The 19776-nt window shown below is 75.5% G+C and carries 16 protein-coding genes and 1 pseudogene; 1 reads left to right on the top strand and 16 read right to left on the bottom strand.

What is annotated here, in order from left to right:
- Window positions 1-138: 138 nt before the first annotated feature.
- From ACFWIA_RS25330 to ACFWIA_RS25285, 10 genes and pseudogenes are all read right to left on the bottom strand, one after another.
- The gene (locus ACFWIA_RS25330) at window positions 139-1074 is read right to left on the bottom strand and encodes an NAD(P)H-binding protein (protein ID WP_387008830.1); all 936 of its coding nucleotides are present in this window, start codon (window positions 1072-1074) and stop codon (window positions 139-141) included.
- Between the two features lie 110 nt (window positions 1075-1184).
- The gene (locus ACFWIA_RS25325; RefSeq protein ID WP_387008828.1) at window positions 1185-1910 is read right to left on the bottom strand and encodes a ScbR family autoregulator-binding transcription factor; all 726 of its coding nucleotides are present in this window, start codon (window positions 1908-1910) and stop codon (window positions 1185-1187) included.
- Window positions 1911-2070: 160 nt separating this feature from the next.
- The gene (locus ACFWIA_RS25320) at window positions 2071-3714 is read right to left on the bottom strand and encodes a GAF domain-containing protein (RefSeq protein ID WP_387008826.1); all 1644 of its coding nucleotides are present in this window, start codon (window positions 3712-3714) and stop codon (window positions 2071-2073) included.
- Window positions 3715-3751: 37 nt separating this feature from the next.
- Window positions 3752-4795 carry a rod shape-determining protein gene (locus ACFWIA_RS25315; protein ID WP_387008823.1) on the bottom strand — a complete coding sequence of 348 codons (1044 nt, stop codon included), beginning with the start codon at window positions 4793-4795 and terminating at the stop codon, window positions 3752-3754.
- Between the two features lie 176 nt (window positions 4796-4971).
- The gene (locus tag ACFWIA_RS25310) at window positions 4972-8061 is read right to left on the bottom strand and encodes an SAV_2336 N-terminal domain-related protein (protein ID WP_387008821.1); all 3090 of its coding nucleotides are present in this window, start codon (window positions 8059-8061) and stop codon (window positions 4972-4974) included.
- Complete coding sequence (locus tag ACFWIA_RS25305; protein WP_387008819.1) at window positions 8051-9088, bottom strand: AAA family ATPase; 1038 nt, start codon at window positions 9086-9088, stop codon at window positions 8051-8053. Before ACFWIA_RS25305 ends, ACFWIA_RS25310 begins: the two co-directional genes overlap by 11 nt.
- Before the next feature lie 40 nt (window positions 9089-9128).
- Window positions 9129-10916 carry a trypsin-like peptidase domain-containing protein gene (locus ACFWIA_RS25300; RefSeq protein ID WP_387008817.1) on the bottom strand — a complete coding sequence of 596 codons (1788 nt, stop codon included), beginning with the start codon at window positions 10914-10916 and terminating at the stop codon, window positions 9129-9131.
- On the bottom strand, window positions 10913-11290 hold the full coding sequence (locus ACFWIA_RS25295; protein WP_387008816.1) for a CU044_2847 family protein: 378 nt from the start codon (window positions 11288-11290) through the stop codon (window positions 10913-10915). The genes ACFWIA_RS25300 and ACFWIA_RS25295 overlap by 4 nt, the downstream gene beginning before the upstream one ends.
- Before the next feature lie 240 nt (window positions 11291-11530).
- Entirely contained in the window at window positions 11531-13003 is a 1473-nt protein-coding gene (locus ACFWIA_RS25290; protein WP_387008814.1) for an acyl-CoA synthetase, read from the bottom strand.
- Window positions 13004-13075: 72 nt separating this feature from the next.
- Window positions 13076-14222 (bottom strand): annotated as a pseudogene (locus tag ACFWIA_RS25285) (MerR family transcriptional regulator).
- 147 nt (window positions 14223-14369) lie between these two features.
- Here ACFWIA_RS25285 and ACFWIA_RS25280 point away from each other — a divergent pair.
- Complete coding sequence (locus ACFWIA_RS25280) at window positions 14370-15266, top strand: RimK family alpha-L-glutamate ligase (protein WP_387008812.1); 897 nt, start codon at window positions 14370-14372, stop codon at window positions 15264-15266.
- 11 nt (window positions 15267-15277) lie between these two features.
- Here ACFWIA_RS25280 and ACFWIA_RS25275 read toward each other — a convergent pair whose 3' ends face one another.
- The 6 genes from ACFWIA_RS25275 to ACFWIA_RS25250 form a co-directional block, all read right to left on the bottom strand.
- Window positions 15278-15892, bottom strand: a complete 615-nt coding sequence (locus tag ACFWIA_RS25275) for a hypothetical protein (protein WP_387008810.1) — start codon at window positions 15890-15892, stop codon at window positions 15278-15280.
- Between the two features lie 69 nt (window positions 15893-15961).
- On the bottom strand, window positions 15962-16945 hold the full coding sequence (locus ACFWIA_RS25270; RefSeq protein ID WP_387008808.1) for a BtrH N-terminal domain-containing protein: 984 nt from the start codon (window positions 16943-16945) through the stop codon (window positions 15962-15964).
- Complete coding sequence (locus tag ACFWIA_RS25265) at window positions 16942-17853, bottom strand: MerR family transcriptional regulator (protein ID WP_387008806.1); 912 nt, start codon at window positions 17851-17853, stop codon at window positions 16942-16944. The genes ACFWIA_RS25270 and ACFWIA_RS25265 overlap by 4 nt, the downstream gene beginning before the upstream one ends.
- A 49-nt stretch (window positions 17854-17902) precedes the next feature.
- A complete protein-coding gene (locus ACFWIA_RS25260; protein WP_387008804.1) occupies window positions 17903-18517 on the bottom strand; it encodes a hypothetical protein in 615 nt (204 codons plus the stop codon).
- Between the two features lie 50 nt (window positions 18518-18567).
- A complete protein-coding gene (locus ACFWIA_RS25255; RefSeq protein WP_387008803.1) occupies window positions 18568-18801 on the bottom strand; it encodes a Trm112 family protein in 234 nt (77 codons plus the stop codon).
- A complete protein-coding gene (locus tag ACFWIA_RS25250; protein ID WP_387008801.1) occupies window positions 18798-19769 on the bottom strand; it encodes a hypothetical protein in 972 nt (323 codons plus the stop codon). Before ACFWIA_RS25250 ends, ACFWIA_RS25255 begins: the two co-directional genes overlap by 4 nt.
- Between the last annotated feature and the right edge of the window lie 7 nt (window positions 19770-19776).

Genomic DNA, 19776 nt, shown 5'->3' with positions numbered 1-19776 from the left:
GGCGCACCATCAGGGGACAGCGCAGGCCCACTGGAACGCACCGAAGGGGCGCGGGGAACTGCGCGGGCAAGCACCACGCACCCGCAGGGGACCGCGCACGCTCAGAGAGACGTACCCAAAGACGCGCAGGGCACCGTCTCAGCGGAAGGCCGCGGCCACGCGGTCCGCCCACGCACGGAAGGACCCCGGCGCCCGCCCCAACAGCGCCTCCACCGCAGGGCTCACCCGCCGCTCCCCGGGCAACGGCGCCCCGAGCACGTCGAGGGTCCCGTCAGCCACCGCCTCCGGCAGGAACCGCACCATCCGCGCCCGGGCCTGCGCCCGCGTCAACTCCACGAAGACGAGCGGGATGCCCAGCGCCGCGCCGAGCGCAGCGGTCTGCTCCCGGGGGCTCACCGCCGCCGGGCCCGTCAACTCGTGGACGCGGCCCGCGTGCCCCTCCTCGCGCAGCACCATGGCCGCGACCGCCGCGAGGTCGTCCGGGTCCACCACCGGCAGGGCCACCTCGCCGAACGGGGCGTAGACCGTGCGCTCGGCACGTACCGAGTCCGCCCACGCCAGGGTGTTGGTGGCGAAGCTCCCGGGCCGCAGCACCGTCCAGTCGAGCCCCGAACCCTGCACGGCCTCCTCCCACACCCGCAGCACCTCGTGCGAACGCGCCTGCGGCCGTGTCCCGTTGATCAGCGAGGACAGGACGACGACCTTGCGGACGCCGCTGCTCACGGCCGCCTTCACGACCTCGTCGGGACCGCCCCCGCCGCCGAGGACGTCCGGCGGCACCATCAGGAACAGGGCGTCGGCGCCCTCCAACGCCGGACGCAGGCTCGCCGCGTCGCCGAGGTCCGCGGCGACGGAGCGGACCCCCGCCACACCCGCATCGGCAACGGGCCGCCGGGAGACGGCGGTGACCCGTTCGCCCGCCCCGGCGAGCGCGGCGACGAGGGGGCGTCCGACGTTCCCGGTGGCACCCGTGATGACGATCATGATCAGCTCCTGAAGTCCGTCGAACGAGAGCGAGAGCGGGACCGTCGTCGGGGGACCCTGCGCGATCTCCCCGGTGTTCGCCGCGCTCACGACCTGGTCCGAGGAGAACCTGGCCAAGGTGCAGGAGGCCCGCCGGGCCTTCGACCTGACCGACCGGCAGGCCGTCGCCGTACGGCGCTGAGACCACCGTGCGGGGCGGTTCAGCGGGCCGCCACGGCCACCGTGCGGCGGGGGCCGGGAACCCCCGGGGCGCCCCCCGGCTCCTCGATCTCCGGGCGGATGTCGTGGCGCGCGGAGAGCAGCCGCTCCGCCCGGTCCGGAGCCAGGTCGAGCGTCGGCAGCACGGCGGGCACGGCGATGCTCGGCAGGATGTGCTGGAGCAGCACGATGACCCGCCGGGTCAGGTCCGCCCGTTCGCACAGCACGTGCGACATGCCCTGGATGCCGGTGAAGGCCCCGGCCATCAGCTCGGCCGTCTCGCCGGGCACCACATGGGGCAGCAACTCGCCCCGCGCCTCGGCGTCCTTCAGCACCTGGTCGATCCGGTCGATCCACGCCTGGTACGGGGTCCCCCGGGGCGGCGCGGGCTCGACGGCGTCCCGCCGCTGGTCCATCGCGAGGCCCATGCTGGCCCGGGTCAGCGGATCGTGCAGCAGCCGATGGGCGAACAGCAGTCCGTGGTCCACGAGTTCCTGGAGCTTGGTGCGCTGCGGTGGCAGTTCGCCGAGGTCGAGTTGGGCCGCGACCACCCCGAGGGCCAGTTCCTCCTTCGACGCGAAGTGGAAGTACAGCGCGCCCTTGGTGACCCCGGCCCGCTGGAGGATCTCGGTGATCGTCGCTGAGCTGTACCCGCGTTCGTCGAAGACGGCCGCCGCCGCCAGCAGAATGGACTCGCGCGTCTGGATCGCCCGTGCCTGTCGTGCCATGGAGTCAGGTTCCTGCTTCCCCGTCAGGGCGTGTGCGCCGTCTTCGGCCACGCCGACACGGACAGAAAACCGGACAGCCCACCTCTTGTCGAGGGCAATGAGAGACCCCTCATTACTCCCTCATTCACTGTGCGTCCCCCGCCGCTCCCGGCCCGCCGGATCAGAGCGGGGAGTGCCAGGTCAGAGCGGTACCACCGGTTCCGGTGCCGTTCTCGGCCGCCGGGGCGTCGTCCTGGACCGTCAACCGCACCCCCGGCCGCCCGTCCGCCAGACACGCCGCCGCGTCAACCGTGACCGCTATCCGACTCACCCCCGCCCGGCGGACCGCGGCACCCAGTGCGCGACGCAACGCCGCCACGAGGTGCCCCGCCACCGGATCGCCCACCCGCGCGTCGACGGCGCCCACGAACCGCACCGACGGCGGGAACCCGGCGACCGCCGCCGCGCCCGCCGTCTCCCGCAGCACCCGGCCCCGCAGGGTGGTGGGCGCATCGGTCGGGGGCTGCTGGAGGGCGATGATCGCGGTGCGCACCTCCTGGACGGTCGCGTCGAGTTCGTCCACCGCCCGCGCCAACTCCTCCCGCACCTCCCCGGCCGCCCCGCCGTCGGCGACCCCTGCGGCCGACCCGTCGGTGCGCTCGGCGCGGCGCCGCGTGGACTCCACCAGCAGCCCCGTGGCGAACAGCCGCTGCACGACCAGGTCGTGCAGATCGCGGGCGATCCGGTCCCGGTCCTCGTACACGGCGAGCCGTTCCCGGCGCGCTTGCGCGTCCGCGAGGACGAGGGCCAGGGCCGCGTGCGCCGCGAACCGGGACGCCATCGACCGTTCCACCGGGGTGTACGGGCGGGAGCCCCGGTGCCGCGGCAGGGCGAGGGTGCCGATGAGCCGCCCCCGGGAGGTGAGCGGCAGCATCATCACCGGTCCGAAACGCACGGTCGCCGGGGACGCGGTGCGCGGATCGCTCGCCGCGTCGGCCACGTACACCGGCTCCCCGGCCAGCAGCCGCCCCAGGACCGGGCTGTCCGGCGGGACCACGGCACCCCACAGGCCCCCCGTGTCGCCGCGCCCCACGAACCCCGCCGGCCCGGCCACGGCCACGGCCTCAAGGCCGCCCCCGGGGGCCTGTTGCAGGATCACCCCGGCCGCCGCGTCCGCGAGCACCCGGGCCCGCTCCGCGACCGTCTCCAGGGCGTCCGCCGTGCCGCCCGCGAGGAGCGCCGTCGTCACCGCCGCCGCGCCCTCGATCCAGCGCTCCCGCTGCCGCGCCGACTCGTACAACCGGGCGTTGGCGATCGCGATGCCCGCCTGCGCCGCCAACACCCGCAGTAGGTGGGCGTCCTCGTCGGTGAACGCGCCGCCCGCCTTCTCCGTCAGGTACAGGTTCCCGAACACCGCGTCCCCGACGGGCACGGGCGCGCCGAGGAACGACCGCATGGGCGGATGGCCCGGCGGCAGCCCGTGTGCGCGCGGGTCCGCGGTCAGATCGGCGATGTGCAGCGGCCGGGGGTCGTCGATCAACGTGCCGATCAGCCCGGTGTGCCCGTCGGGCAGCCGCCCCACCCGGTCCCGCGTCCCCTCGGGAAGCCCCGTGGTGTACAACTCGGTGAGCCGGGGCCGCCCGGGACCGCCGGCCGGGTCCAGCACGCCCAGCGCACCGTACCGGGCGCCGGTCAGTTCGGCGGCGCGCGTCACCAGGTGCTGGAGGGTGGCCCGCAGGTCCAGGTCGGTGCCGACCTCCAGCACCGCATCGAGGAGCGGCGGCAGACGCGGTGCGTCCGCCGCCGTACGGTCGTCTTCGCTCACCGCTCCAGGATGCCAACCGCCGGAGCCGGCCGGGTACTCAGCCGGCCAACGGATCGAGCACCATCGGCTGGACGCGGCCCTCCAGCATCGCCCCCAGACCGAGGATCGCGCACACGTCGGGCCGGTCGGCGATCGTCACCGGCATGCCCGTGGCGTCCCGCAGCATCTGGTCGAGACCGGGGAGCAGCGCGCTGCCGCCGACCAGCGTGATGCCCCGGTCCGCCAGATCGGCGACCAGGTCGGGCGGGCAGTCCCGCAGCACCTTGCCGATCCCGTCGAGCACCGCGGTCAACGGGGTGTGGATGGCGTCCCGCACCGCCGCCGTGTCCACCCGTACCGAGCGGGCCAGCCCGGTGGCCACGTCCCGGCCGTGGATCTCGGTGGACGTCGGACCGTCCGGGGTGAGGCCGTTGCCGGACAGGGCGACTTGGAGCGGGCGCACCGACTGGGAGGGCAGCATCAGCTCGTGACGGTGCCGCAGGTGCTGCACGATCGCGTGGTCGATGGCGTCCCCGCCGACCGACATGCGTTCCGCCGTGACGATCGACCCGAGGGACAGCACGGAGACCTGGGTGGTGGCCGCCCCGCACACCAGGATCATCGTCGCCTCGGCCCGTTCCACCGGCAGCCCGCAGCCCACCGCGGCGGCGATCAGCGTGTCCACCAGCTCCACCCGGCGCGCCCCGAGCCCGACCAGGGTCTCCACCGCGGCGCGGCGGGCCAGCGGATCGGCCTCGTGCGGGGTGCAGGCGGCGGCCCGTAGCCACGGTTTGCGGCGCAGCGCCCGGCGCAGCTTCTCACCGATCAGGTGCCGCAGCATCCGTTGCGCCATCTCGATGTCGACGACGGAACCGCCCGACACCGGCCGCACCACCCGGATGTAGCCCGGGGTGCGGCCCGTCATCCGCTCCGCGAACTCCCCGACCGCGATCAGCGAGCCGGTGCGGGTGTTGACGGCGGCCACGCTCGGCTGGTCGACCGCCAGCCCCACGCCCTTCACGAACACCCGGGTCCGGGCGGCGCCCAGGTCCACCGCGATGTGGCACCGGCGCAACTGGTCCAGACTGGCTTGGGTGTTCATCGGCGTTCCTCCCGAGTGCACGGACCGGCCGGCGGGGCCGCGCGGCGGTCATCCCCTCGATCGTGCGGGCGCGGCGGGGGGCGCCGCACCACGGGATGGGCCGGGCGGGGGGCCGCCGGACGGGTGGTCATCGCCGTCGGGGGCGCGCCGGGTGCGGGCTGGCGGCGCGGTTGCTGTTAATGCGGTGGCCGCTCCTGCGGGTCGTCGTCCCGGCCCCAGCGGCGCTCGGCGTCGAGCAGGGCCTGGTACGCCTCGCGTGCCTCGTCGGCCCGGCCCGCGAGGTTCAGGGCGCTCAGCCGTAGCCGGAGGAGGACGTACTGGTGCTGCGGGTACGCCGTCAGCTCCCGGGCGAGGTCGTCCGCCGCGACCGCGGCCCGGCCCTGGAGCATGTCGGATTCGGCGCGGATCCTCAGGAGCCGCAGCCACAGGCTCGTCAGTCGGGCCCGGGCCAGGTCGGCTGCCGGCCCCTGCACTCCCGCCAGCGGGGTCCCGTTCCACAGGGCCAATGCGGTGCGGACCACCCGGTTGGCCCGGTCGGCGTCGCCGCCGTCCCACAGCCGCTCGGCCTCCTGCGCAAGCCGTTCGAACTCGTGCACGTCCGCCCAGTCCGTGCTGGTGTGCAGGGCGTACCCGTCGGGTAGCGCGGCGAGCCGGCCGGGGCCGAGCAGCTGGCGGAGGGCGGTGGCGTGTCCGGCGAGGACGCCCCGAGGGTTCGGGGGCTGTTGCCCGGCCCGCCACAGCCCCGCGGCGAGTTCGTCGTGGCTGATCCGGCAGCCGTGCCGGAGCAGCAGCATGCACAGCATCGCCCAGTGTTCGGGTTCGGTGAGGTCGAGGGGGTGCCCGGGGGACTCGGTGGGGTCGAACCAGGGAGCGGTGCTCGCCCGCCGCACCTCCGGGCTCCCCAGCAGCGTGTAGCGCACCGATCGCTCCGAGAGCGGGGTGAGTCGGCGGGGTTCGAGGTCGCTCAACCACGTGAGCACTGCGTGGCTCTCGGCACCCTGCCCCTCGCGCAGGGCCGCGATGGCACCGGCCATGGTGGTCCGCACCTCGGTCGGCAGCCGGGTGAGGAAGTCGGCCCGGGGCTCCGAGCCGCCGTCGGGCGACATCAGGAGGGCGAGCAGGGCCGCGAACCGGCGCAGGTCGTCGCCCCGCCGATCGGTGCCCGGTCCGGTGCCCAGCGCGAACGACGTCAGCTTGGGCGTGCCGTTCGGCATCACCATGACGCTGTGCATCCCGATCGTCCCGTGGGTGAGGCCGTGTTCGCCCAGCGCGGCCAGGGCGTCGGCGAGCCCCCGGGCCACCGAGGTGGTCAGCCTGGACGGCAGCAGGAACCCGCTGGGTGCGGCCAGCGCACCCAGCGGGATGCCGTCCAGATGCTCCATCACGAGGTACCCCGTGCTGCCGTGGACGCCGGAGTCGAGGACCCGGACGATGCACGGGTGCTGGAGCTCCCGGAGCGTACGGGCGGCGCGGGTGAAGTTCGTGACCGCGTGGTCCCGGGGCACCACACAGGGCTGGACCACCACCTCCCACTCGTCCTGCTGGTCGCGCGCCAGCCACACCGAGGCGCCCGGCTGGAGGGGACGGGTCAGCCGGTAGCGGTCGTCGAGGACCTCGCCCCCGCGGAACAGGCCGGGTGACGGCTCGGCTTCGGCGGGCGGCCGGCTCGCGTACCGCAGGGTCTCCGGGGCCACCGTGGCGATGGGGTCCTCGCGGGGGGCGGCCCCGGGCTCCGCACCGGCTCCGCCGGACACCAGGGCCTCCGCGCCGAACGCCCCCGTCGTGGCCCCGGCCCGCTCGTCGATCAGGGCGCCCACCCGCGCCAGCAGGGCCCGGGTCCGCACCCGGGAGGAGCGGGGCAGCGACCGCAGCAGGACCTCCCGCACCCCGGGCCGGAACGCGTACTCCTCGGGCGGCCCGCCCCCGGTGAGCATGCCGCTCAGGATGACCTCGGCGAGGTGCTGGGGGCGCGGATCGCGTTCCAGCGCGGCGTGCACCAGCCGCATCACCGGCAGCCGCGGGGTGCCCAGGGTGAGGTGGCCGGCGAGCCGGAACGCCTCCGGCGACGCCGTGGCGCGGAACCGGGCGACCAGTTCGTCCGGCGGCAGCGCGGCCGTGTCGTCCCGGGCGGGTCCGCCGGGGGCGTCCGGCCGGGCGCGGTACGTCACCCGGGCCGCGGCGCCGGGCACCCGGCCGCCGCCCGGGTCGGCGATCAGGGTCGACCAGTGGGCCAGCCAGCGGGGAGCGGCCTCCAGGACCGGTAACAGGGTCGTCGGCGGTGCCGTCGGGTCCGGAGCGTCGGCGGGTTCGTCGTAGGGGGTGAACGCGAGTGCGGCGTTCGGTGCGGCGGGCGCCGGCGCCGACAGCAGGCCCGCCGCCGGGGACAGCGCGGTGGACCGCCACAGCCGTTCCGGCAGCGGTTGGAGCACCGCGACGGGCATCCGCCGGGTCCAGCGCCACAAGGTGCCGTACCAGCGGGTGCCCGCCGCGCCGGCCCACCACGGGGGGCCCGTGCAGTCGCTGACCAGCAGCGTCACGGTGCGGCCGTCCGCGGGGAGCGGTACCGGCGCGCCGCCCGGTCCGCCGACCCGGCCGTCGGCGCCCAACCGGTACGCCTCCACCGTCCGGAACACCCCCGAGCGGGCCAGCGCGGTGCGCAGTTCCCGGACCAGGGGCCGCCACACGGGCATCGTGGGGCCGGCGTCGTGCACCAGGTGCAGCCTCAGCCAGCGTTCCCGGGTCGGACGCAGCACCGGCAGCCACCACCACGGGGTGTCGGTGAGCGGGGCCAGCTGCGCGGTCAGATCCGCGGTCGCGCCCTCGTCCAGGGCGTGGCCCCGTGGCGCGTCCACCCGTCGGCCCAGCGGTCTCAGGGCCCGCTGGAGCGCCAGCGGGCGGGGCAGCATCGGCGGGGCGGCGGCCCGCAGGGGCGTCCGGGTGACCGGGGAGACGGGGGCGGGCCGCGGGTCCGGCAGCGGGGGCGCCGGGTCCGGGGTCCGGTCGGCGGGCTCCGGCGGGTCGTCCGCGGGCGCGGGGGGTCGGTCCGGTTCCGGTAGGTGCAGGGGCGTACGGGGGCGGGCGGGCGTCACGGGGGCCGGCTCGGGCGGAGTGCCCTGCGCACGGGCGTGGTGGGCGAGCCACAGCAGTTCGGCCAGCTCGGTGGCGGTGGGCGCGGTGCCGCTCCCGGCCGCGGTGAGGACGGCGGCGAGCCGGGCCACCGGGCCGCCGGCGGCAGCCCCGGCGGGCCCGGCGCGGTCAGAACCCATCACCGTCCCCGGCCTCCGGGCCGCCCTCCAGGTACGGCATCAGCCGCGCGGCGAGCGCATCGCGCGAGGGACCCGTCAGCCCCGCGGCACCGGTCAGGTAGATGGCGTTCAGCAGGTGGTCCGTGGCGAGTGCACCGGCGTCCGACCGGTCCAGGAAGGTGCTGATGAGACCGCGGGCGTAGTCGTCGGGGGCGCCGAGGTGCGCGCTGACGATCCGTTCGAGCCGGTCACCGTCCGGTCGGCGCAGCCGCAGCGAGACGCAGCGGCGGAGGAAGGCGGGCGGGAACTCCCGCTCGCCGTTGCTGGTCAGCACCACGAACGGGAACGACCGGCAGCGGACCGTGCCGTCCTGCACGGTCACCCGGTCCCGGCCGCCGTCGACCATCACCTCGGCGCGCGGGGTGTGCCGGGCCGCCCGGACCAGCTCCGGAATCCGGTACTGGCCCTCCTCCAACACGTTGAGCAGGTCGTTGGGCAGGTCGAGGTCGCTCTTGTCGATCTCGTCGATGAGCAGCGCCCGGGGACGTCGGTAGGGGAGCAGGGCGGTGCCGAGCGGACCCAGCCGCAGATGGTCCTCCACCCCGTCGGCTTCCGGGTCCGTCGTGTGCGTCGCGCGCACCGCCGCCGCCCGGACCGCGTACAGCCGGGCCAGCGGGTCGTACTGGTAGAGGCCGTCCTGGAGGGTGGACCGACTGGTGATGTTCCAGCGCAGCACCGGTCCGAGCCGCAACTCCCGGGCGACGGCGTAGGCGAGCGAGGACTTGCCGCTGCCGGGCGGTCCGGTGACCAACAACGGCCGCCGCAGGTACAGCGCGGCGTTGACGAGGTCCACGCTCTCCTCGGTGGCCTGGTAGGTGCGGGCCCGGTGGACCCGGTCCGGGGAGACGGCCCCGCCGTCGCCGTCGGTCTCGGCCGGCGGCTCCAGCGGGGGCCCGCCGTCGAAGGCGCGCCACGGCGGTGGGTCGGGCAGCGCGTCGACGTGGTCGTGCGGCGCTGACGCACCGGTGTAGACGGGCCACTGGGACATGAACCGGGCTCCTCGGCGGGTAGGGAAGGGTGGGTGCGGGTCAGCGGACGGGGGAGGCGGCGTGGCCGGTGGGCTCGGGGAAGCAGCGCGGGTCCTCCCACAGCAGGGTCAGGTCCCGCGCCCAGTGCCCGGCCAGGTCGTCGGAGAGGTAGACGTCCCGGCGCAGGGCGCGCACCCGCAACGGGATCTCGCCCGGCGGGAGCCCGGCCAGGTACGTCCGCAGCTCGTCGAGGAACGCACCGCCCGTGCACGGCTCGTCGGCGCCGTGCCGGCCGTCGCATCCGGTGCGCGGCCACAGCATCACCGGCACCGAACCGTTCAACCCGGCCGTGAACAGCTGGCGCATCCGGGGGGACTTGGGCGGTGCGGTGAACGCCATGACGTGCCCGTCGTCGAACAGTCGGACGGTGAGCCGGCCCTGGTCCTCGGTGCTGCCGCACTCCACCCGTACCAGTTCGGTGCCGGCCCGTCCGTCGAGCTGGTGCCACTTGCGGCGCAACGCGTGTTGGAGGGAGCCCTGTCGGCGCCGGTCCCGGTCCATCACGACCAGGGGGTACAGGCAGCCCAGCGGACTCGGGTCGTCCGCGCCGCGCGGCCACTGGGCGACGGGTTCGTTGAGGGACCGGCGAGGCAGTACGAACGCGATCAACACCGGTGCGCCGTGCGGGAGTTCGCGGAACGCCGCGTCGACGCGCTCGGCGACGTAGCGGGACAGTTCGCGCTTGGCGAGGGTCCGGGAGCCCACCAGTCGCCGGTGCCCGTCCCGGTAGGCCGACACCTCGGCGAGGTACTGCCCGCCGCCGGCGCCGCTGCGTTCGAGTTCCACCACGATCGGCGACCAGTCGACCATCGAAGGCGCGGCGGTGACGGCGTCCTGTGGTGCCGCACCGGCCCATCGGCGCAGCGCGTACCGCAGGTCCGGTTCGTTCACGAGGTCGGCGAGGCGTCGGGCGAAGCGGCCGGGGGCTGCCGAGTCCGCCACCTCGAACAGCAGGTACCACAGCACGTCCCACAGGGAACGGAACCCGCCGGGCGGCAGCGGCGGCCCCGTCACCGGATCGACCGCCTCGGCGTAGAGCTGGTCCGGTACGCACTGCGCGCCGGTGCGGACCACGTCCGCCAGCAGCGTCCGCAGGGTCGCCTTGGCTGCCGGTCCGAAGCCGGGCGTGGGCACCAACTCGGCGAGTCGCGGCGCGTAGCGGGCGAGCACCGCGGCGGGCAGCATCCGGGCGCCGCGCTCCCCGGTCGCCGAGGTCACCATGCCGACCGCCCGGCCCGTTGCGGCGAGGACGACGGCCGCCCCGCTGAATCCGGGTGCGACCGGCTGGCCGTGGCCCGTCCACGCCTCCAACTGCACCCATTCGTCGCGTAGTCGACCGGCTGCGGTGATGCGGTACTCGGCGACGGTGCCCTCGTCGTACCGGTCGGGGAAGCCGTGCAGGAGCAGTCGTGGCGGCGGCTCCCCGTACCCCTCGTCCGGCGCGGCGAACTCCACCGGTGTCAGGGGTACTTCGTTTTCCAGTTCCAGGACCGCCAGATCGCCCGGGTCCAGATCGCCGCCGGCCCATCCGCCGTCCGCCACGATCCGTGCGGTGACCGGGCCGAGACCGGTGGCGTGCGGGAACGTTACCTCCACCGGGGAGTGCTGACCGTCCCGTACGACATGGGCGCAGGTCAGCACCTCGCGGGCGGAGATCAGGAAGCCGGCGCCGACCTCCCGGCCGCAGTCCACCCGGGCGTGCCAGGCGGCACCGGTGCCCGCCGGACCCTTCCGAGGGAGGTCTTCGGTGGGCGAAGGGCGGTGCGGGCGCGGTGCGTTCACCGTCATGCCGCGGGCGTCGGCTCCGGCACGGCACCGGTGGCGTCCGCGGTGCCTGCCGGACGGCGTTCGGGCGACCAGGTCAGCCGCACCAGCAGATGACCTTCCGCGGCGCCCTTCACGATCACGGCACCGGTCTCGGCGGTGAGCCGCACCCCGAACTCGATCTCCACGGAGTCCGGTCGCAGCGTGCCGTCCCGGAACACCCGTAGTGCCGACTCGGCCGCCGCCCGGGCCCCGTCCAGTGAAGCCTCGAAGGTGCGGGCCGCCTGCGTGGGGCCGCTGTTGCCCCGTGACACCGGGCGGGAACCGGCCGCCTCCCGCGGCGCCGAGACCACCACCGTCGTGCCGTCATCGGTCCTGAACTCCACCAGCTCGTCCACACATCCCCCGTGGTGCGCGCGTCGCCCTGTCCGTGCTGTTCCGGTGCTGTGGCCCGCATTCTTCCTGACGTGCGTGCCGCTGTCAGCGTAACCGGACGAACGCACGGCGCCGCCGCCCGGTGGGACCGGGAGGGGCGGCGCCGCGTTCCCGTCGCCGGAGCGCCGACGCCCACGGCCATCTCCTGGGCGCCGACCGCCTGTTCGCGGGAACACCTGCGCAAGCGTGCGGACGAGGGCCGCTCAGCCACCCTGCGGCAGGGCGCGCTTCATGACCTTCCCCAGGTCGTTGCGCGGCAGCACCGCCAGGAACCGCACCGTGCGCGGACGCTTGTGCGGGGCGAGGAGCGCGGCCACGTGGTCCGCCAACTCGGCTGCCGCCGGCGGTGCTTGGGGATCGGCGGCCACCACCCAGGCGACGATCCGCTCCCCGAGGTCCGCGTCCGGCTCACCCGTCACCGCGACCTCCCGCACCCCCGGGTGCTCCAGCAACGCGTTCTCGATCTCCCCGGCCCCGATCTTGTAGCCGCCGCTCTTGATCAGGTCGGTCGCCTTGCGGCCCACGATCCGCACGTAGCCGTCGGGCTCCAGCACCGCCATGTCCCCCGTACGGAACCACCCTCCGTCGGCGAACGCGGCGGCCGTCGCGTCCGGCCGGTTCAGGTACCCGCTGAACAGGTTCGCCCCGCGCACCTGGATCTCTCCGACGCACTCCGGGCCGTGCTCCTCCAGCGGCGCGCCCGACTCGTCCACGAGCCGCAGCTCGACGCCCCCGAGCGGCGGCCCCACCGTCCCGGCCCGCGGCTCGCCGTCCACCCGTACCGCGGTGTTCATCAGCGTCTCGGTCATCCCGTACCGCTCCACCACCCGGCGCCCGGTGGCCGCCGCGATCCGCTCGTGGTCCCGCACCGGCAGCGCCGCCGACCCCGACACCAGCAGCCGCGCCCCGGCCAGCGCCCGGACCAACTCCGGATCGTCCGGCAGCGCCTCGGCCAGCCGGTGGTACATCGTCGGCACCCCGAACAGCACGTTCGCCCCGGCGCCCAGCTCCCGGGCCACCCCCTCGGGGGTGAACCGCCCCAGGTGCCGCAGCTCCCCGCCGAGCCGCAGCGGCCCCAGCACGCCCAGCACCAGCCCGTGCACGTGGAACAGCGGCAGCCCGTGCACCAGGACGTCGTCCTCCGTCCACGCCCATGCCTCGGCCAACGCGTCCAGCGTCGTGGCGAGCGCCCGCCGCGGAACCACCGCACCCTTCGGCGCGCCCGTCGTCCCCGAGGTGTAGACGACCAGCGCCGGCGCCTCCGGGTCCGGGTGACCGCCCGCGGCGGGCTGCGCCGGTGCCGGAGACTCCCCCCGTGGCTCGACGTCCACTTCCACCCGTTCGACGCCCCGCAGCGCCCCGGGGAGTTCGGTGCCCGGGGCCACCAGCACCCGACGCGGGGCGCTGTCCGCGACGATGTGCGCCAGTTCGCTCTCCCCGGAACGGGGGTTCAACGGCACCGCGGGAACCCCGGCGAGCAGCGCGCCCACCACCCCGACCGCGGTCTGAGCGGTGGGTGTCGCCCAGACCGCCACCCGCTCGGCCCCGGCGATCCGCTCCCCGAGGCGCCGCGCCGCACCGGCGAGTTCCCCGTACGTCAGACGGTGCTCGCCGAAGGCCAGCGCGGGCCGCGCCGCACGGCCCGGGTCCGCCAGGGGCGGGAACAGATCGGTCACAGTCGTACTCCTCGTCCGGATGGCCGGGGCGGGTGCCCCGCGGGTGGTGACTCCCGCCCCCAGCTTGCCCCCTCAGCCCGGGTGTGCGGCCCCGACCACCACATCGGCCACGGCGCACCCGATGTTGTCGGGCGCCCCCGCCTCGTGCGCCGCGGCCACCAGGGCGTGCACCGCCTGCTGCGGGTCGGCCGCCGCCGCCAACAGTTCCCGGACCCGCTCCGGTGCGAGCAGTGCGGTCAGACCGTCCGAGCAGACCAGGTAGCGGTCCCCGGGGCGGGTGTCGTGCGTGCGCAGGTCCGGCACCGCAGGGGCGTCCGGCGCCCCGGGCAGCGCCCGTAGCAGCAGCGACCGCTGGGGATGGCTCTCCGCCTCCGCCGGGGTGATCCGGCCCTGTTCGACCAGCTCCGCCACGGCCGTGTGGTCCTCGGTGACCAGGAACAGCTCGCCGTCGCGCAGGACGTGGGCGCGGCTGTCGCCGATGTGGACGAGGGCGAGCCGCGAACCCGTCCACAGCAGCGAGGTGAGGGTGGTGCCGGTGGCCCCCGGCCCGTCGGTGGAGCCCGCCACCGCCCGCACCGCGCGGGTCGCCTCCGCCACCGCGTCCGCCAGGGCGTTGAGGACGTCCCCGGGCGCCAGGGCCCGGGCGTCGAGGTGCCGCAGCGCCCCGACCGCGGCGGCGCTCGCCGGCGCCCCGCCCGGCCCGTAGCCGTCCGCCAGGGCGTTGAGGACGTCCCCGGGCGCCCGCGTGGGCCGCGTCCTGATTCGCCGGGCGCACCAGGCCCCGATCGGTGACGGCCGCGTACCGCAGTTCCAGGGTGCTCGCGCTCATGGTCTCCTCCTCGGTCCGTGTCAACTGGTCCACCAGGAACGCCGCCAGATCGCGACGGGCCGCGGTATCCGCCTCCACATCGGCCCAGAACTCCCGTACCGCCCGCGCCACTTCGGGTGGGTCGAGCGGTACGACCTCCCGGATGCGGGCCAGCGGCATGCCCAACCGGCGCAGCCACGCCACCAGTCGCGCCCGTTCCACCTGCGCCGGCGCGTACATCCGGTACCGGGAGCCGGGTGCCACCCGCGCGGGGCGCAGCAGCCCCAACCCGTCGTAGAGCCGCAGCGCCTTGGCCGACAGTCGGGTCCGACGTGCGAACTCGCCGATCGTCAGGGAGGGTTCGTGTGCCGCCGCATCGGGTGCGGCGCTGTCCCCGCCGGGACGGTCCATGGGCGTGCTCCCTCGTTCCGGTGCGTTCCCTCGGTGCTGCTGAGATCCTGGGGGCTGCCCGAGGGGGAAGGTCAATCCCGTGGTGCGTGGGGTGTGCACCGGGTTAGCCTGCGCTCCCGTGTCCGTTCCGCCCCGAGGAGTCGCCGCGTGCCCCGTGCCCGCCGGATCGCCCTGGTCACCTGCCGCCCCCGGCCCGGGCTTCCCGCCGACCCCGAGCTGCCGGGCCTGCTGTCCGCGCTGACGGCCGCCGGAGCGGAGGCCAGCGCAGCGGCCTGGGACGACCCGGATGTCGACTGGGCCGCCTTCGACCTCGTGACGATCCGCTCCACCTGGGACTACGCCCTACGGGTACCGGAGTTCCTGGACTGGGCGGCACGCTGCGCCCGCCTCACCCGACTCGCCAATCCGGAGCCGGTCGTGCGCTGGAACAGCGACAAGCGGTACCTCGGCGACCTCGCGCGGGCGGGTGTCCCCACGGTGCCGACCCGCTATCTGCCGCCCGGCACGGACGGGGAACCGCCGGCCGACGGCACGCCCTACGTCATCAAGCCGTCCCAGGGCTCCGGCGCCCGGCTCGCGGCCCGCTACGAGGGCACCCCCGCCGACGCGGAACGGGCCCGGGAACACCTGGCCCTGCTGCACGCGGAAGGGCTCACCGCGATGGTGCAGCCGTATCTGCGGGGCATCGAGACCACGGGGGAACGGGCGCTGGTGTTCGCCGGCGGACGGTTCCTGCACGCCATCCGCAAGGGCGCCGTACTGACCGAGGGCACCGCCCACGACGCGGCGCGCGATCCGCACCCCGAGGTACGCGGCTGGCGGGCCACCCGGGAGGAACGCGCCCTCGCCGAAGCGGCACTGGCGGCGGTGCCGTTCGCGGACGAGCTGCTGTACGCCCGGGTGGACGTGGTCGACGGGGAGGACGGGGCGCCCCGGCTGATGGAACTCGAACTCATCGAGCCCTTGCTCTTCCTGGTGCACCGCCCCGAGTCGTTCGCCGAACTGGCCGCGGTGCTCCTGGCGGCGGCCGGCCCGGCGGCCTGAGCGCCCCGCGGCTACCGACGGCCGCCTCGTCTGCGCTCGCTGCGCCGCAGTGCGCGACGTTCCCGTCCCGGCAGGGTGGCGGCCAGCTCGCCCACCGGGGAGACGTCGTGGCAGCCGGTGCCCCGGCCGCCACGGCACCACCACACCGGCGGGCCGCCCTCCGCGTCCGTTTCGCCCTGGTGCCAGTCGTCCGTGGTCCCTGCGGGACGGGGGTGCATGCCGATCCTGTGTTCCGAGCAGATCGGCCAGACCTGCCACCGCAACTCCATGAGGGTCGACTGGGCCGCATCCGCGACCGCGGTCAGGATCGTCCTCGCGTCCTCCGGCTCCGGCGGGTCGCCCTCCTCCAGGTCACCCGCGTTCACCGCATTGCCGTGCCAACGGCCGTCGGGCATGGCCACGTAGACCTGCCCCCGGTCGATCCCGCCCGGGGGCAGGGACGGCCAGGGCGGGGCGACCATCAGGATCAGGGGCTCCTGATCCGGCAGGGTCGCCGTCAGGTCGCGATTGACCACGGCGAGCGCGGCCTCCAGCTTCGGCCACTGACCCGGCTCGGCCGGCCCGGGCTCCGGGAGGTGCTGGTGGCCGTGATCAGGACCGGTGCTGAACTGTGAGAAGTGGTTCACCAGGGCATCGTCCGACCCGGAACGGCCGGGCGGCAACTCCACCCGACCCGGCCCCCGCGCAGTACGGGGCTAGAGCCGGCTCAACGCCCCCATGGCCTCCCGCTCCACCCGGGCGAGGTCGTGCAGGACCGCCCCGGCCCGCGCGAGCCGGGTCTCGTCGCCCGACTCGCCCGCCGCGGCGATCAGTTCGGCCACCTCCGTCCACCCGGCCGCGGCCTCGGCGTAGAGGGCGTGGCCGGTGCGCAGCCGGGCGCTGTCGACGGACTGCGCGCACTCGGTGAGGAAGTCGCGGTACAGGTTGCGGAAGAGGGCGCCGCCCGTGCCGGCCTGCTCCATCAGCCGGGCGGCCTGCGTCAGGTCCCGCCGCGGATCGTCGGTGCGCGTCCACCACTTCGGCACCCGGAGGGCGGCCTTCTCGATGCCCCGGTGGCCCAGGTTGGCGATGGGCGGGTTCAGGAAGGCCTCGGCGCAGGCCCGGACCGCGGGGACGATCCGACCGTCCGGCGCGGGTGCGCCGTCCGGCACGGTCAGGGTGAAGGACCGGTTCCTGGCGGTCATCGGCCCGCGTGCGGCGCGCGCCAGGGCCAGGCCGGTCAGCGGGGTGGACACGGCCCCGCCCTGCTGGTCGGTGTCCACCAGCAGGGCGCGGTGCTCGTCGTAGCCGTACACGGCCACCACATGGCCGCCGAAGCGCACCCGGTGCCGGAAGTAGTCGAGGTGGTAGCTGTCGAGCTGGAGCCCGACGGGCCGTCCCGCGTCCAGCTGTTCGGTGACGTTCCGCCACGCCTTGTGCGTGGAGGTGGTCTCCTCGACCACCAGGTCCAGGCCCAGTCGGGCGGCCAGGTTCCTGGTGAGCTCGAACGGTTTGACCCGGCCCCCCAGGAACGGGAACGGCAGGGCCTTGCCGTCCCAGTAGACGAAGGACAGCCCCGCGCCGAGCCCGAAGAGCATGGGCTCGGACAGATCGAGTCCCGCGTGCCGCAACAGCACGCCGAGTGCCGTCGTCTCGCAGTGCTGCGTCCCGCGGGCGTCGATGTTCTCCACCGTGGTCATGTCGTGCGCTCCTCGCCGTTCTTCCCGTGCCGTGAGTACTGGTCGTGCCGTGCGTGCTGGTCGGCGTCGTGTGGTTCTTGTCGTTCGACGGGGGCGGGGTCCACGGGGGCAACGGGCTCGACGGGGACGATCAGCCGGGTCATCAGTTCCTCCCGGGGCGCCTCTCCCGGTCCGACGAGGTACACCTCGCGCACCGGGGGCCTCGGGCGCAGCCCCCGTTCGTGGACGGTCGCGAACAGGGCGTGGTACGCCAGGGAGAGGTGGTCGTAGGGCCCGATGTGCACGGTCTGGGCCGCGGGCCCGCCCGGCAGGACCACGGCTTCGAGACCGGCGACGTCCACGGATTCCGCGGTCAGTGCCCCCACGGCGATCCGGGTCCGCTCCGCCAGGTCGAGCGGGTACAGCCCCCACAGCGGTGGCTCCCACCGGACCCCCGCCGCACCGAGCGCGGTGAGGACCCGGCCCACGCACGCCCCGGCCAGCGTCCCCACCTCGGCCGGCGCACCGACCGCGCGGGCCACGAGCAGCCGCCGCGTGGGCTCCTGGACCAGCCGCACCTCGTAGCCGGGCAGCCCGTCGTCGGCCAGGCGTCCCAGCAGCTCCCACCGTGCCCGGTCGCGGTCGATCCGCTCGGCCAGCCGGTCCCGTTCGGCCCGCAGGACCCGGCCCCGGGCGACGGCGTCGCCGGACAGCGCCTCGCCGATCACGGCGAGCGGCAGGTCCATCTCCCGCAGCAGGGCGATGGTCAGGGCGTCCCGCGCCTGCTCGGGGGCGTAGTAGCGGTAGCCGGTGGCGGCGTCCACCCGGACCGGGGCCAACAGCCCCGTCTCGTCGTAGTGCCGCAGCTGTTTGACGCTCAGTCTGCACAGGCGGGCGAAGCGCCCGATGGTGAGGTGGTGGTTGCGCACGCCGTCATGGTGGACCCTCCCGCAGTGGGAGGGTCCAGCGCACCGCCCGTCAGGGTGCTCCCGGGCCGCCGGGGCCGACCCGGTCCAGTAGCCCCCAGGTGAACTCCGCCGTGTGCGGGCGCCGGTTCCCCGTGGCGTCCGGCGCGGTGAAGGCGAGGCCCCAGCGGGTGGGCGCGGAGCCCTGGAGGGGGCGGGCCGGGGCGAAGGCCCGGGCCACCTCGTCCACCGTGCAGGACCAGGGCACCAGGTCGTCCACGGTGTGCAGCGCGGGCGCCGCCGCCCCGGGCGCGCGGACCAGCCACTCGTTCCAGACGGCACCGCCCGGCCCGGTGAGCACCTCGAACCGCAGGTCCGGCCAGAGCGGTACGGGCCACAGCAGCGCCTCGCAGGTCAGCTCCCCGACCCGCCGGGGCACCCGGGCCTCGGGCGCGCCGAGCACCGACCGGTAGCGGCTGACCGCCCCGCGCGCACGGGGCGAGCGGAGCAGCGCCTGCCAGCGACGGTTGGCCTCCCGCAGGTCCCCGGCCGACGCACCCAGCTCGCGTCGGGCGTCCGCCACCAGGTCCGGCTGGTGGTCGGCGAGTCTGCGCAGCAGGACGAGCTGGAAGTCCAGCGGACCCAGCGGCGCGGCGGGCGGCGGTGTGGGACGGGGCACGTTCCCCATCGTGCCGCACCGCCACCGGTCCCGTCCCCCGCGGCGGGGCGCGCGCCCGCTCAGCCGGGGTCCACGGCGGCCACCAGCCGTTCGTGCGCGGCCGGCGGCACCGCCGCCCCAGAGGAGGGCAACAGCTGGGGCACCCCGTCGAGCACCGGGTACAGCAGCCGCAGCCGCGGGTTGTACAGCCCGCACCCGGTCGGCGCCTCGCCCCGGGACGCGGGCACCAGGTGCAGCGGCCCCTTGTCCAGCGGGCAGACCAGGAGGTCGAGCAGCGGGTCGTCGGGGTTCATGGTCGGTCAGCTCCTTCGTGGCCGGCGGCGCCGGAGGGGTGGATGGCTTCGGTTCCGGTCCCGGTCCCGGGGCGAGCCGGGGGCGCGGGCGGGGGGTCGTGCTTCGGCAGGGCCAGCAGCACCGAAACGGCGAGCAGGGTCCCGGCGATCCGCAGCACCAGCCGGACCGGGTCCTCGGGCAGCGCCTCGCCGAACGCGAGGGTGCCCAGTACGGCCGTGTACACACAGGTCACCGTGGTGCACACGGGCACGAGCAGCGAGGCCCGGCAGCGCTGCAACGCGGCCTGCGACATCAGCAGCCCGCACACCCCCGTGCACAGCAGCAGATACGGGTACGGGGAGCCGAACACCTCGGCGAGCGTGGCGCCCGGGCGGTCTGACAGCTGCGGCAGCTGGCCCGACAGCCCCTTGATGGCGAGCGAGCTGACCCCGTACAACAGGCCGACGGCCACCCCGTACCCGATGCCCGTCGAGGGCGGTTGGTGGCCGCGGCGCGTCCGTCGTTCGGCGCCCGCGTACAGGGCGAGGCCGGCGGCGAGCGTCGGGAGGCACACCCAGAGCACCGTCGCGGTCGGTGCCCCGTCGCCCACCGCACCGTCGGGGTCGGCGCCGTGCGGCAGGGACAGGACCACCAGCAGCAGCGCCACCAGCACCGCCCCGATCGCGTACCGCTCCCGACCGGAGGTCTTCTCGCCGAGCAGCCGCGAGGACAGCAGCAGGAGCAGCACCAGACCGGAGACGAAGACGCCCTGCGCGGCGGCGATCGGCAGCGTCCGGTAGACCACGAGTTGCGCCCCGAACCCGGCGGCCAACGCCAGCGAGCCGCCGAGCCACAGCGGGCTGCGCGCCACCTGGCCCAGCAGCCGGGCGGGCCGACGGACGCTCACCTCGGGCATCCGGGCCAGCGCCCGCTTCTCCAGGACGAACCCGGTGCTGTAGAGCACGTTCGCCAGCAGCGCCGCGGCCACTCCCCAC

Source organism: Streptomyces sp. NPDC127068 (assembly GCF_042724695.1).
Lineage (GTDB): Bacteria > Actinomycetota > Actinomycetes > Streptomycetales > Streptomycetaceae > Streptomyces.
The sequence above is the reverse complement of the archived record's forward strand: the minus strand, read 5'-3'. Positions and strand labels throughout refer to the sequence as shown.